This is a genomic window from Enterococcus sp. AZ103, from assembly GCF_051714685.1.
Lineage (GTDB): Bacteria > Bacillota > Bacilli > Lactobacillales > Enterococcaceae > Enterococcus_A > Enterococcus_A alishanensis.
Map to the genome: position 1 here is coordinate 2,852,776 of NZ_JBIOSI010000001.1, position 11,911 is coordinate 2,864,686.

Annotated in this window: 19 protein-coding genes and 1 other annotated feature; of the genes, 5 read left to right on the top strand and 14 right to left on the bottom strand. The window is 34.2% G+C overall.

From position 1 onward, the window contains the following. Positions 1 to 13: 13 nt before the first annotated feature. The 8 genes from sufC to ID741_RS14280 form a co-directional block, all read right to left on the bottom strand. Positions 14 to 784 (bottom strand): Fe-S cluster assembly ATPase SufC, encoded by a 771-nt coding sequence (gene sufC, locus ID741_RS14245; RefSeq protein ID WP_438720390.1) that lies wholly within the window; start codon positions 782 to 784, stop codon positions 14 to 16. 204 nt (positions 785 to 988) lie between these two features. Beyond that, positions 989 to 1,837: a MetQ/NlpA family ABC transporter substrate-binding protein gene (locus ID741_RS14250; RefSeq protein WP_218324508.1), complete on the bottom strand. Its 849-nt coding sequence runs from the start codon at positions 1,835 to 1,837 to the stop codon at positions 989 to 991. 63 nt (positions 1,838 to 1,900) lie between these two features. Next, positions 1,901 to 2,596, bottom strand: a complete 696-nt coding sequence (locus tag ID741_RS14255; RefSeq protein WP_218324507.1) for a methionine ABC transporter permease — start codon at positions 2,594 to 2,596, stop codon at positions 1,901 to 1,903. Beyond that, positions 2,589 to 3,617 carry a methionine ABC transporter ATP-binding protein gene (locus tag ID741_RS14260; protein ID WP_438720391.1) on the bottom strand — a complete coding sequence of 343 codons (1,029 nt, stop codon included), beginning with the start codon at positions 3,615 to 3,617 and terminating at the stop codon, positions 2,589 to 2,591. The genes ID741_RS14255 and ID741_RS14260 overlap by 8 nt, the downstream gene beginning before the upstream one ends. 54 nt (positions 3,618 to 3,671) lie before the next feature. Continuing rightward, positions 3,672 to 3,914 (bottom strand) — a binding site (T-box leader). Between the two features lie 72 nt (positions 3,915 to 3,986). Continuing rightward, positions 3,987 to 4,286, bottom strand: a complete 300-nt coding sequence (locus ID741_RS14265) for a glycine cleavage system protein H (protein ID WP_218324505.1) — start codon at positions 4,284 to 4,286, stop codon at positions 3,987 to 3,989. Further along, positions 4,286 to 4,642 (bottom strand): arsenate reductase family protein, encoded by a 357-nt coding sequence (locus ID741_RS14270; RefSeq protein WP_218324504.1) that lies wholly within the window; start codon positions 4,640 to 4,642, stop codon positions 4,286 to 4,288. The genes ID741_RS14265 and ID741_RS14270 overlap by 1 nt, the downstream gene beginning before the upstream one ends. Next, the gene (locus tag ID741_RS14275; protein ID WP_438720392.1) at positions 4,635 to 5,843 is read right to left on the bottom strand and encodes an FtsW/RodA/SpoVE family cell cycle protein; all 1,209 of its coding nucleotides are present in this window, start codon (positions 5,841 to 5,843) and stop codon (positions 4,635 to 4,637) included. Before ID741_RS14275 ends, ID741_RS14270 begins: the two co-directional genes overlap by 8 nt. A gap of 592 nt (positions 5,844 to 6,435) precedes the next feature. Beyond that, positions 6,436 to 6,621, bottom strand: a complete 186-nt coding sequence (locus ID741_RS14280) for a hypothetical protein (RefSeq protein ID WP_438720393.1) — start codon at positions 6,619 to 6,621, stop codon at positions 6,436 to 6,438. 101 nt (positions 6,622 to 6,722) lie between these two features. Here ID741_RS14280 and ID741_RS14285 point away from each other — a divergent pair, with 101 nt between their 5' ends. The 5 genes from ID741_RS14285 to ID741_RS14305 all read left to right on the top strand — a co-directional run bounded on the left by ID741_RS14285 (position 6,723) and on the right by ID741_RS14305 (position 8,522). Continuing rightward, a complete protein-coding gene (locus ID741_RS14285) occupies positions 6,723 to 6,938 on the top strand; it encodes a hypothetical protein (protein ID WP_438720394.1) in 216 nt (71 codons plus the stop codon). Between the two features lie 16 nt (positions 6,939 to 6,954). Next, the gene (locus ID741_RS14290) at positions 6,955 to 7,284 is read left to right on the top strand and encodes a DUF5960 family protein (RefSeq protein ID WP_218326063.1); all 330 of its coding nucleotides are present in this window, start codon (positions 6,955 to 6,957) and stop codon (positions 7,282 to 7,284) included. Between the two features lie 59 nt (positions 7,285 to 7,343). Beyond that, the gene (locus ID741_RS14295; protein ID WP_438720395.1) at positions 7,344 to 7,607 is read left to right on the top strand and encodes a hypothetical protein; all 264 of its coding nucleotides are present in this window, start codon (positions 7,344 to 7,346) and stop codon (positions 7,605 to 7,607) included. A 60-nt stretch (positions 7,608 to 7,667) separates the two neighbouring features. Continuing rightward, positions 7,668 to 7,928 carry a hypothetical protein gene (locus tag ID741_RS14300; RefSeq protein WP_438720396.1) on the top strand — a complete coding sequence of 87 codons (261 nt, stop codon included), beginning with the start codon at positions 7,668 to 7,670 and terminating at the stop codon, positions 7,926 to 7,928. 393 nt (positions 7,929 to 8,321) lie between these two features. Next, positions 8,322 to 8,522: a hypothetical protein gene (locus ID741_RS14305; RefSeq protein ID WP_438720397.1), complete on the top strand. Its 201-nt coding sequence runs from the start codon at positions 8,322 to 8,324 to the stop codon at positions 8,520 to 8,522. A 14-nt stretch (positions 8,523 to 8,536) separates the two neighbouring features. Here ID741_RS14305 and ID741_RS14310 read toward each other — a convergent pair whose 3' ends face one another. The 6 genes from ID741_RS14310 to ID741_RS14335 form a co-directional block, all read right to left on the bottom strand. Next, on the bottom strand, positions 8,537 to 8,884 hold the full coding sequence (locus tag ID741_RS14310; protein ID WP_438720398.1) for a ribonuclease G: 348 nt from the start codon (positions 8,882 to 8,884) through the stop codon (positions 8,537 to 8,539). A gap of 260 nt (positions 8,885 to 9,144) precedes the next feature. Then, positions 9,145 to 9,846, bottom strand: coding sequence for a DUF3800 domain-containing protein (locus ID741_RS14315; RefSeq protein WP_438720399.1), 702 nt, complete (start codon positions 9,844 to 9,846; stop codon positions 9,145 to 9,147). A 382-nt stretch (positions 9,847 to 10,228) separates the two neighbouring features. Continuing rightward, positions 10,229 to 11,032, bottom strand: a complete 804-nt coding sequence (locus ID741_RS14320) for an N-acetylmuramoyl-L-alanine amidase (RefSeq protein ID WP_438720400.1) — start codon at positions 11,030 to 11,032, stop codon at positions 10,229 to 10,231. Continuing rightward, positions 11,033 to 11,344 carry a hypothetical protein gene (locus ID741_RS14325; RefSeq protein WP_438720401.1) on the bottom strand — a complete coding sequence of 104 codons (312 nt, stop codon included), beginning with the start codon at positions 11,342 to 11,344 and terminating at the stop codon, positions 11,033 to 11,035. Beyond that, entirely contained in the window at positions 11,344 to 11,550 is a 207-nt protein-coding gene (locus ID741_RS14330) for a phage holin (protein WP_438720402.1), read from the bottom strand. The genes ID741_RS14325 and ID741_RS14330 overlap by 1 nt, the downstream gene beginning before the upstream one ends. After that, a complete protein-coding gene (locus ID741_RS14335; RefSeq protein WP_438719304.1) occupies positions 11,551 to 11,904 on the bottom strand; it encodes a hypothetical protein in 354 nt (117 codons plus the stop codon). Between the last annotated feature and the right edge of the window lie 7 nt (positions 11,905 to 11,911).

An 11,911-nucleotide genomic window follows, 5' to 3' on the forward strand; every position in this document is an offset into this window, starting at 1 on the left:
TTATCTTGCCCTCCTAAACTTCTTCTTTGTAGTCAATACCTAATTCTTTTGAAATGCCGGCATAGCCTTCTGCTTCTAGACGACGCGCTAAGTCAGCGTCACCTGTTAAGACAATTTTGCCATCCATCATGATGTGTACCACATCTGGCACGATATAATTTAATAAACGTTGATAGTGAGTAATCACTAAGGCGCAAAAGTTTTCTCCTCTTAAAGCATTGATACCTTTTGATACAACTTTTAGAGCATCAATATCTAAACCAGAATCAATTTCGTCCAAAATCGCAAATGTTGGTTCAATCATCAATAATTGTAGAATTTCGTTCCGTTTTTTCTCTCCACCAGAAAAGCCTTCGTTTAAGTATCGTTCAGCCATTTCTTCTGGCATATTTAATAAAGCCATTTGTTTATCTAGTTTTTTCAAAAATTGCATGACTGAAATTTTATCGTCTTCTGGACGGCGCGCATTCATAGCTGCTCGCATAAATTCAGCGTTGGTCACACCAGGAATTTCACTTGGATATTGCATCGCTAAAAATAGTCCTAGACGGGCTCTTTCATCCACTTCTAACTCTAAAATATTTTTTCCATCAAATAAGATTTCTCCTTGGGTAACTTCGTAATTTGGGTTACCCATGATGGCTGCTGATAAGGTTGATTTTCCTGTTCCGTTTGGCCCCATGACTGCGTGGATTTCGCCGGTTTTCATGATTAAATTAACACCTTTTAAGATCTCTTTATCTTCAATGGCTACGTGTAAGTCTTTGATTTCTAAAACTGACATGAATTTCCCTCCAAAAAAATATTTTTCCGTTCTCACATATTTTAATCTAAATGAGAATGGAATACAAACGAATTCCGATAAAATTCTTTAAAAAAATAATCTTTATTTAGAATAATTATAATTTCAGAAAATAGCAAGGATCTTTCAATAAAAAAACTCTGAAAACGTTTTTTCGTCTTCAGAGTTTCAACATTATTTATTTAATTATTCACCAGCATCACTAGCTACTGGTTTAACTGAACCGCCCCATTTTTTAAGGATCCAGTCTTGTACTTCTTTTTGATGTAATACATCATTCAATTTTTGGATATTTTCGTTATCTTTATCTTCTGTGCGTGACACTAATACATTTACGTATGGTGAGTTATCTTCTTCTAAAGCAATTGAATCTTCCAATGGATTTAAACCAGCACCATAGGCAAAGTTGGCATTAATTGCAACAACTGTTTTTGGTTCATTTTGATAAGTTGTAGTTAACAACGATGGATCAATATCGTGTTTAAATTCAAGGTTTTTAGGATTGTCTGTAATATCATCAAAAGTTGCAGTCTCTAAATCGGTTCCTTCTTTAACATCAACTAGACCAGCATTTTTTAAGATAGTAATAATTCGGCCCCAGTCAGATTCTGAATTCGAGGTAATAATTGTCGTTCCTTCAGGAATGTCATCAATATTTTTGACATCTTGTGAGTACAACCCCATTGGCTCAATATGAATGGCACCAACGTTACTGAATTTATAATCATTTTCTTTGATGGCTTTATTTAAGAATGGTAGATGTTGGAAATAATTGGCATCAATATCACCATCTGCTAAAGCTTTATTTGGTAGAACATAGTCATCAAATTTTTTAATTTCTAAGTTCACACCCTCTTTTTCTAAAATCGGTTTTACATGTTCTAAGATTTCAGCATGAGGGGTTGGTGAAGCGCCCACCACTAATGTATTACTATCGCCGCCTGAACTATCAGAACTTGATGAATCACTATTACCACATGCTGCTAAGCCAAATGTTACTAATCCCAATGCTACTAATCCTGCCCATTTCTTCATAAATATTTCCTCCCATATTTTAAGATAATCTATTTTTTATTTCATTGAATCCTGAATTTACTCTCAACGTTTGTCGGTTTTCTTTGTTAAGAAATCTCCGACCCCTTGAACGATGAATACAATAATTAGAATAATGATTGTTGCTACAAAAGTTACGGTATAATTTCCTCGTTGGAAGCCTTCTTGCCACGCCAGTGAACCAAGTCCTCCTGCACCAATTGCCCCCGCCATCGCTGTAAAACCAATCATGGAAACAGTAGTTACAGTTAAGCCAGAGATCAACGCTGGTAAACTTTCTGGAATCAAAACTTTGATAATCGTTTGAAAATAATTAGCACCCATTGCATCAGCAGCTTCTAGCACACCACTGTCAACCTCACGAAAAGCAATTTCAACCAAGCGTGCATAAAATGGTGCTGCTGATAAAACTAAAGCCGGAATGGCCGCCTGAGCTCCTAAAATCGTTCCAACTAAAGCTCGGGTAAATGGAATAATTAACACCATCAAAATCATAAACGGTGTCGAACGGAAAATATTACTTAAAATCGATACGATACCGTATAAGATACTTCTGGCAAAAGATTTCTTACGACCAATTGAATAAAGCAACAGACCTAAAAGCAAACCTAAAACCAAAACAATTACCATCGAAACGATCGTCATATATAAAGTATCTCTAACAGCTTCTTTCATTGTGGTAGGATCAACATTGCTAAAATTCAAATATTGTTCTACAAAACTTTGATTATTATTAGCCATGATGCAACACCTCCACCCCAACTTTTTGACTTTCGAAAAATTCGATAGCCTTGGTGACTTCGCTACCTGTTAATTGCACAGTCAAAGTACCAAAAGAATTACCAGCCGCTCGTTCGATGTTGCCGTAAATGATACTGACATTCACATCAAAATTTCTAATAGCTTGTGAGACGACTGGTTCACCCGCATTGTTTTCGACAAATTGTAACGAAGCCAATGTTCCTGTTGGGTTTTCTTTGATAAACTCTGCTAGTAAGGCAGCTGGGTCATTTTTTGGTTCTAATTCTTGTTGTACAAAAATTTTAGTCGCGGCTTGTTGTGGATGACGGAAAACTTCTTGAACATTGCCTTCTTCCACAATTTTTCCTAGCTCCATTACTGCGACTTTATTACAAATTTTTCTAACCACATTCATTTCATGAGTAATTAAGACAATGGTTAAGCCTAATTGTTGGTTAATATCTGCCAATAATTCCAACACTTCTTCGGTTGTTTGTGGATCTAAAGCACTAGTGGCTTCGTCACATAAAAGTATATCTGGATCATTCGCTAGTGCTCGCGCAATTCCGACCCTTTGCTTTTGTCCACCTGATAATTGGGATGGATAAGCGTTACCACGGCCTTCTAAACCGACTAGTTTTAATAACTCTTCTGCTCGACCCTTACGCCGCTCTTTCGGTACTCCAGCTAATTCTAAGGGCAATTGAATATTTTCTAAAACCGTTCGTGACCACAAAATATTAAAATGCTGAAAAATCATGCCTACTTTTTTGCGAAATTGTCGCAACTGATTTCCTTTTAATTTCGTAATGTCTTCACCATCGACGATGACTTCACCAGCAGTTGGTGTTTCAAGACCATTTAATAAACGAACCAACGTACTTTTCCCTGCCCCTGAATAACCAACAATACCAAATACGTCACCTTTTTCGACTGTTAAATTAATGCCTTGTACCGCATGAACTGTGCCAACTTTGCCGCTAAATGTTTTTACGACTTGACTAAGTTCGATGAATCCCATAAATCTTCCTCCTCCAACAAAAAAAGCCTCCGCCCCAAATGTATAAAAAGATACACTTAGGACGAAAGCTCAAACTTTCGTGTTACCACCTATTTTTGTCATTATCTCGCAATAATAACCTCTTCAAGTACTTGTCAACGACGCATACTTAGGTGCTATATCGGGCACACCCGTAACGAACTCATCGTCCGCTAAAGCTCAAAGACCATCTTCTACCTATGCAACTCCATTCCTTTTCAGCTACCGGAACTCTCTGTATGACTTGTTTAGATATACTCTTCTTTTCATTGCTTGTTGTTATGTTGAAATGAATTATAGCAGTCTAAGAAATCTCTGTCAACAAATTCATCAAGCTTAATTTTTCTCAGCTTATTTTTTAATTTTGACGATCCACGCAGCCACTTCGTCTTTAGGATCAATTTTTTCTGGAGTTTGTAAGAAAATTTGATTGATTTCTGAAACTGTTCCTGCTACTGGACTTTTAAATTCACTTACTGCTTTTTCAGCTTCTAATTCTGCCAAAACATCATCCATTGCTAAAATTTGGCCTACTTTAGGTAAAGAAGCAAACGAGATTTCGCCTAACTCATCTAAAGACGTTAATGTAAGACCAATCGTTGTAAAATCATCTGTTTCATCTAGCCATAAACCGTTTTTTTCATTTGCCATTAACTAAACACCTCTTCATAAGTTGTATCTTTAAAACCATTCACTACAAAGTGATTGTCTTTAATAATCATTGGTCGCTTTACTAGCATGCCATCACTAGCTAATAATTTGCTAGCTTCCGGGATGCTCATTTCTGGAACTTTATCTTTTAATTCTAGTTCACGATATTTCATCCCGCTAGTATTAAAAAATCTTCGTAATGGCAACTCACTATTGGTCAACCATTTTTCGAAATCCTTTTGACTTGGTGTTGCTTGAACTAAATCAATTGTTTCAAATTGAACTTGATTTTCTTCTAGCCAAGCTTTTGCTTTTCTACAAGTAGAACATTTTGGATACCAATAAAATTTATACACGTCGCGCCCTCCTGTGAAGCTCAATTTCTGGATTTTTTTTACTTTGATACCGCATGGATAAAATTAGACCGACACCAATCATATTCCCTATAATTGATGATCCCCCTTGACTAATAAATGGCAAAGGAATCCCAGTCAACGGTAATAGTCCGATATTTGCACCAATATTTTCAAAGACGTGGAATAAAATCATCATAATAATCCCAGTCGATATATAAGCATAAAATTCATTGTTCATGTCAAAACTTACCCGAATCATCCGATAAATCAGTAAGAAATATAATAAGATAATTAATGCTCCGCCGACAAAACCAAAATTTTCACCAAACACGGTAAAAATCATATCAGATTCACGCACTGGTACATAAACATTACTTACATTATAGCCTTTACCAAACATACCTCCAGAACCAATTGCCATTAAAGAATGGGCTAATTGAAAGCTATCTCCCTGTGGGTCATGGAAAGGATCTAACCATGAATCAATCCGGGAAAACTGATAATTCTTAAAACCAATAAAGCTTAGCACTTCACGACCAGAATCAGTTGTTACTAGAAAAATAACGGATCCTGCTAAAAGAACCGCCAAACTCATTACCGGAATAATAATAATCCAGGAGATTCCGGACATTAAAAACATACCCGCAAATATCGCAAAGAAGACCAGCATTGTTCCAAAATCATTTTGTGCCATGATTAAGCCTAAGACTGGAATCGTGACTAGAAACATCTTACCAATTAATTTCAAATCACTTCTTAAACTGCGCACGCGATGGGCTACATTATGTCTTGTAATCACATAAGCCATCATCAAGATATAGGCAATTTTCATTAATTCCGCCGGTTGAAAGGTTAAACTCCCAAAGCGGAACCAGTTTTTTGAACCTGTCGAAGCCGCCAACGTAGGATCATAAAATCTCAATAAGGCCAACATGACCGCCAAACCAAGGCCATACAAAAATGGTGTAACTTTCCAAATAAATTTCGCATTAAAGTGAATAATAATTATAATTGCAACAGCTCCAACGATGTACCATAAAGCTTGCATCGATAAGCCAGTAAATACATTAGGATTTCTCGGGTCATGACCCAGAGCAACATACAATGATAATAAACCGATTAGGCATAAAACAAAGACTGGTAAAATCACACCATAATCAATGCGACTGTCATCATTGCTTCTTTTTCTTTTTTTATCCATTTTTCATCTCTTTTCCACCAGTATACTGTTACATTATAGACGCTCCTGATGATAAAACAAAGCGGCAATCATCGGTCTTTTGAAAAACTTTGAAAAAAGAGCACGTATTATTTACACATATGGTAAAAATAAAAAAGTTTGGCTTTATAAGAATTTTACTGAAAATAGTTTTTAAATAAATAGGATTGATGGTATAAATTTTATAAAGTAAACGTAGTAAATTGCAAAAAAATAATCTCTTTAAACATAATAATCAATGGATGGGTATGGTCAAGGAATACGTTCAGTTAAAAAAGCAACTTTTTATACCGAAAGATGAAACTTTAGGTATTAATCTAAAATAATTAATTTATTTTTTAAATTAAAAAAGACAAATCCACATTTTGGTGTGAATTTGTCTTTTTATGCCAGCTGCAGGAATCGAACCTGTGACCTACGCGTTACGAGTTTGTTATTTTATAAACACACCCATCAATACCCATTGATACAAAAGCATTTTAACAGACTGATTTAACAGTGTTTATTAGTATTTATTTGTGTTGTGCCCACGCCTCTGCCCACGGACAAACCGTTAAATAAGTTATTTTATTAACTAAATTACTGTTTTGTCATACACATATTCTACATTGCCATTTAAGCCTGCTATGCCTTTAAAGAACTTCTTATCCTCTTGCTTCATCCATTCTTCACGCCACAAGAAAAACAAATCATTTTTAACTTCGATTTTATCTATTTTTCCTTCTCTAAGATCCTTGATTTGCTTATTAAAATTATCCACTTGTCCCACCTTAAAAATATGATATCATACATTTTAATAATTTGTTCCCCTTTACAAAAACAAACATACGTTCGTATAATGTTGGTGAGGTGATTAATATGATGGAAGATTTCATTAGGAAGTATTTGGGAGATGAATACGGAGACTTTTATAAAGACAGCGATATTATTACACAAAATGAAATAGATATAAGTATTATCAATATTCTTTCAAAAAGAAAGTCAGTAAAAGAAGTCAATATCACAAAAGAGATAGTTCAATCTGACAACAAATTAAAGCTTAGTTATATTCTTGAAGCTGATTTAAAATCTAGATAATTTTGAGGTGCTTAATATGGTATATCCATTTGAAAACGAAAATATTCATGTCAGAGCGGAATTCCCATATCATTTTAAATCAACTGATCAATTAGAAATAGACTTGATGTCAGTGATAATGGAACCCATACCCTTCTTTGCTTTTCACGACAGCTTATTATTGACTTTATTCCATAGTAAGAAAGATTATTTTTTGATTCCTGCTAAGAAAAATAAAAAGAGAAGAAACTTATATTTCCGTTTCGATGTCCAAATATTGAAACCAAAAGACTACAACTCTCCTTCTGGTTCCACAATCTTCCGATACAACTATAAAGGATATGATTTTGGTAAGGAACTTAGCTAGTTTATATTGATTTTTTAAAGACATATGGTGCTATGTTATACTAATTCCGAGGTGATGGCATGGATAAGTTTACAGGATTGTTGACGAAGATTAGACTGCTTCAAGATAAACCGCTGTTGGTGAGGTTTACCTTGAAGTCAGATGATAAGAGTCTCAACTGTATTACAGCTAAAGAAATATTAGGTCAACGTATCCTGATGCTACCAGATGATAAATACACAGCAGAAGTTGTAGGATTATTTAATGTAAAGGAACAATTAGTAGTTAGACAATTAATTGTATTAAATCCAGATAATTTGATTAAAATAATTGATTTATGGTAATAAAATGAACTTATTTGAATTAATTTTATCAAAACATTATAATATCAGTGGGGTATTTTTATGATAAAACACGTTGGTATTATGACAGACATAAGATTTAGCACGAGTCTTACAAGATTCACATTGATTACCGAAAGCTCTATTGTTGATTGTGTTATTGGGGATTTATTTTTAGGCGCAAAACTTTTATGTTTACATGATAATAAGTATGTCATTTCAATTGGTGGGGTTAATGATGTTTACGATGACTATGATGAGATAATAGTTAAACGGTTTAAAATATTAAACAAAGACAGATTAACTGATGATTTAGGTTTGTAAAGTCCGATTTTTCGGGCTTTTTTTGCTGAGAAGTGTTGACACATTATACTATGCATAGTATAATGTAAATATAGTTAAGGAGGAGGTGAACAGATGAATTTAGATGAACTAAAAAAAGCAGTCGACATTGTTGTAGGAATCTTAACAGCCACCACGCTACTAAAGAAACTCCTTAACAAAAAAGACGACTAGCTTTTGGGGGAGGATTCCTCCCCTGTTCATTTTAAATTTATCATATTATGACGAAAAAGAAAATCATTTTATTGTTGCTTCTAATTTTTAATGTTGTGTCTGTAGCTTTAATTATTGGTGACTGGGTATCTCCATCCTATGGCTCTTTTATGGTTATGGTAGATGCTATTTATGTCATTTTTGATTCTAGGAGGAAAAACAATGACAGAAAAAAATAGTCAGACTGAAGCCAACAAACGTTGGCAAGAAAAAAATAAGAAACATGCTTCTTATTTAAGTGATCGTTCACGTTCAAGGTCATTCATAAAAAATAAAGCCACTCTTGAAGACCTTGATGAACTCAAATCTCTAATCATTGAACGTGAGCGTGTTTTAATGGATGAAAAAAGACCACTAAATTAGTAGTGGTCTTTTAATTAATATCCTGGGTAATTATTTACAAATGTTGCCAAAGCTGCTGCGATAAAAACAAAATATAGTACGATAAAAATAATTGCAATAATAAATTGTACCAAGCCTGCTCGGCTCCATGTTTTTTGAACCGCTAAAAATGTTTCCACATCTTTATAATCACCTTTTTGCCAAGCCCATTCGTTACCTTTAAATCCACAGATAAAGATCCATACGAGATTAAATAGTGGTATTAGGCATAATAATGGTAAATAAGTTTTGTTACCTATCCCCCACATAATATTGTACATAAATGCTCCCCAATTCCATCCTTTTACTTCTTGTGGTACTACTTTGTTTGATAACTCGTCCATCAAAAATCCTCCTTTGTTCAATTAGAACTTTTTAATCATACCAAAATGAGGAATAAATGTGAATAGAAAAAAGACCTTAGCATTCGCTAGGGTCTTTAGAAAAGTTAAGTTTATTGAAGCAGACGACTTCGAGACGACTACCACACAGGCAGCTTACAAAATGTGTATTACCTTAATAATTCACTTACGCGTTTTTCGAAGAATTATAATCTTGCTTCGAATTTAGTGTAGCATATTAAAAAAAAATTGGCAATAATATTTTAATATTTACAAATTTCTATTTTACAAGAATTCCAAGGGAAATAATGGGCACATCCCACATTGCAGCATGATAACAACTCAGTATTTTTTTTATCATTATTCAAACCTATTGCATGATTTTTTGCAATTCGAAAAATTGTATTCGAAAAAAGATCTATAACCTGTATTAAATCTTTAGATTTCGAATCTTTATACGAAGTTTTTATTTCATCAAATTCTTCTGTTTCAAACAAAAACTTAATACTTAAATATTCTTGTAAACTATTCAAAGAACCAATCGCTGTATTTCTATCATCAATTTGCAAGAAAAGCTCCTTCGTTTTTTTGGTAGATGATATTTTTTTAATTTCTTGTATTGAAAGATAAAGAAAATAATTAAATGCTAGTGATGTATTTGATACTAAATTATTAGAGATATGAAAATTATCAATTATTTTGAAATGAAATTTCGCATCTGTTTTATCTGACAGCCGTTTAAAAATCATTTTTTTCATACCATAGGGCATTTCAGAACCTTTAATCTCATCTTTTATATTAAAAGTACAGCATTTATTCATTCCTATGTATTCTTTCTTAGCTCTCCTAAACTGACGAATTACATTATATGGGTCATCCGTTTCTAAAAATGCTATGATAAAAAAACGTCTTTTTTTATTTTTACTTTTCGTAATAATCCCTGACTCATCTATGAATAATCTCATCTTCTAATCCCCCATTACATTCAAATTATCCATTCCATTATAGGCATGTTTTATATAAAAAAACAATGGGTATCTAAATTTAAATATAACCAACTGAGCTAAGGGTACGGCTTGTATTAGTATACATTATTTGGTAAAGTTTTGTTAGAGGTTCGGGCCTCTCCTTGATATTCTTACTAATCCGTCATCTCGTTTGAGGTGACGGTATTTTTTATTTTCAGATGGCGAACATATGTTACAATAAAAATAGAGAGCAACAGAATTCCCCCAGATCTACTTCCCCAAGTTATCTGATTCTGCTGCTCTCTATTTTTTTAAGAGTGCTACTTTTTTATATGACACCATAAATATATCAATTTTCTGAATATTTAGCCAACGATATCTATTTTAGATTCTTTTTGATATTGTCAATACCTTCAGTAACTGAATTTCTGAATGCTTCGTCTTCGTAATATCCTAAAGTCCGAAAAACTGCATCGGCTGTGGAATTATTGTCCATCCAGTCAAATACTTTAATCTGTTTTCCATCGTGTGTTTGAGAGTAGATTGCTTGCATGGCATTCCAATCAGCCTCGCTGTGTAACACGCTCACTTTCGGTCCTTGTACATAAAAAATTGCGTTTCTATTTGCAAATGCGTAAATCATATCTTCATCCTCCTGTTTTTTAGGTTCTTCTTTTTCTACTGTTATACCTCTAAGCTCTGCCATCGCTAAAATAATCTGAGCAATATAGTAATCTTTAACTGCATTTGTCGATTGACCATGTAACGCCCAAGAACGGTGAGGGCAGGCAGTTGCTGAAAACTCTCTGTGTAGCTTTACTGTTGATCGGTTCGGTGTCATATTTTCGTCAATAAACCATCTTGCTACGACCTTAAATCCATCTTGTTCATTTTGTCGGAAAGTATTTTCGTTACCCATCGATTGGCAAAACTCTATACCTAAATACCACATATTCCCTTCGGAGTTTGCAGTATGATACGCCATATAATCATAGTCTTCAGCAAAATGCGTACCATCACTCGCTGTATATGCGTGGGCAAAACCTAAATAGGCATCATGTGTAGGTAGCCATGCGCGATAGTATGCTGAAGTTGCTGCTTGACTACCGGCGTCATTGTGAAGTACCCATCCTTTAGCCTTTCCTGGTCTCTTACCAGCTATTCCAGAATAAAAAAGAGTCATTTATTCCACCTCCACAATCTTGTGATTAGGTACTGAAATAATGGTTCCATCAATTACTTTTAATTTAGTAAATAGCTCGTTACTCCGGACAACTTCTAATTCACCATTAAATCTGAAAAAATCTCCTTTGGTAAATCCATCAAAGTCTTTTTCTTTACCATCGACATCATATTCTTGATAACCTACATCATTGTATTGATTGGTCATCTCCACTGTACCTTTTTCGAATGAGTCAAAAATAATGTAATCATCTTGCTTTTCTCTTACTTTAAAAGCACCTATCAAAGTCACTTTTTTACCTGCTTCAATCATTAGTTATCCTCCTTCTCAAAATTCGAAGAACTTTTAATTGTAATGGCTCCTAAAAAAGCAGTAACCAAGCTTAACGTGGTTACTGCTAGTTCGGACATTTCCCATCCATATGCTTTGCCTAAACCGCCAACTAATGCTGTTAAGGCTGGCATGAAAATCATGACAAGCCATTTCACTTTGTCATATGTTTCGTTTTTCATCTTCATTTATCTTCCTCCTATCAACTTCAATATTTCTAATACAAATGCAAAAATGACACCGGCTGAGCCACCGATGCCTAATGCTAATTTCCAAAAATTTGAACGATCCAACATTTTCAACTCATGCTTATTCTTTTCATCAATGCCATTCCTGTTGATAATTTCTCGAAGAATTTCTCCATTTTGTTCTGATTGTCTCGTGTTCTGATCCCGAAGAAATTTATTGTTTTCTTCTATGCGAATGAGACTATCATTCGTTGCTTTTTGAAGTTCTAGAGTAACATCATTTAATCGGCCAATTTCTTTATCATGTTGCTTCAATTTTTCTTCATGTTCTTGGACTTGTCGTTCTAACTCCAAAATGCTT

What these genes read in the sequence shown, in the direction of transcription:
- sufC (WP_438720390.1), bottom strand. Translation starts at nt 784, where the DNA reads ATGTCAGTTTTAGAAATCAAAGACTTACACGTAGCCATTGAAGATAAA.
- ID741_RS14250 (WP_218324508.1), bottom strand. Translation starts at nt 1,837, where the DNA reads ATGAAGAAATGGGCAGGATTAGTAGCATTGGGATTAGTAACATTTGGC.
- ID741_RS14255 (WP_218324507.1), bottom strand. Translation starts at nt 2,596, where the DNA reads ATGGCTAATAATAATCAAAGTTTTGTAGAACAATATTTGAATTTTAGC.
- ID741_RS14260 (WP_438720391.1), bottom strand. Translation starts at nt 3,617, where the DNA reads ATGGGATTCATCGAACTTAGTCAAGTCGTAAAAACATTTAGCGGCAAA.
- ID741_RS14265 (WP_218324505.1), bottom strand. Translation starts at nt 4,286, where the DNA reads ATGGCAAATGAAAAAAACGGTTTATGGCTAGATGAAACAGATGATTTT.
- ID741_RS14275 (WP_438720392.1), bottom strand. Translation starts at nt 5,843, where the DNA reads ATGGATAAAAAAAGAAAAAGAAGCAATGATGACAGTCGCATTGATTAT.
- ID741_RS14285 (WP_438720394.1), top strand. Translation starts at nt 6,723, where the DNA reads ATGGAAGATTTCATTAGGAAGTATTTGGGAGATGAATACGGAGACTTT.
- ID741_RS14290 (WP_218326063.1), top strand. Translation starts at nt 6,955, where the DNA reads ATGGTATATCCATTTGAAAACGAAAATATTCATGTCAGAGCGGAATTC.
- ID741_RS14295 (WP_438720395.1), top strand. Translation starts at nt 7,344, where the DNA reads ATGGATAAGTTTACAGGATTGTTGACGAAGATTAGACTGCTTCAAGAT.
- ID741_RS14300 (WP_438720396.1), top strand. Translation starts at nt 7,668, where the DNA reads ATGATAAAACACGTTGGTATTATGACAGACATAAGATTTAGCACGAGT.
- ID741_RS14305 (WP_438720397.1), top strand. Translation starts at nt 8,322, where the DNA reads ATGACAGAAAAAAATAGTCAGACTGAAGCCAACAAACGTTGGCAAGAA.
- ID741_RS14310 (WP_438720398.1), bottom strand. Translation starts at nt 8,884, where the DNA reads ATGGACGAGTTATCAAACAAAGTAGTACCACAAGAAGTAAAAGGATGG.
- ID741_RS14315 (WP_438720399.1), bottom strand. Translation starts at nt 9,846, where the DNA reads ATGAGATTATTCATAGATGAGTCAGGGATTATTACGAAAAGTAAAAAT.
- ID741_RS14320 (WP_438720400.1), bottom strand. Translation starts at nt 11,032, where the DNA reads ATGACTCTTTTTTATTCTGGAATAGCTGGTAAGAGACCAGGAAAGGCT.
- ID741_RS14325 (WP_438720401.1), bottom strand. Translation starts at nt 11,344, where the DNA reads ATGATTGAAGCAGGTAAAAAAGTGACTTTGATAGGTGCTTTTAAAGTA.
- ID741_RS14330 (WP_438720402.1), bottom strand. Translation starts at nt 11,550, where the DNA reads ATGAAGATGAAAAACGAAACATATGACAAAGTGAAATGGCTTGTCATG.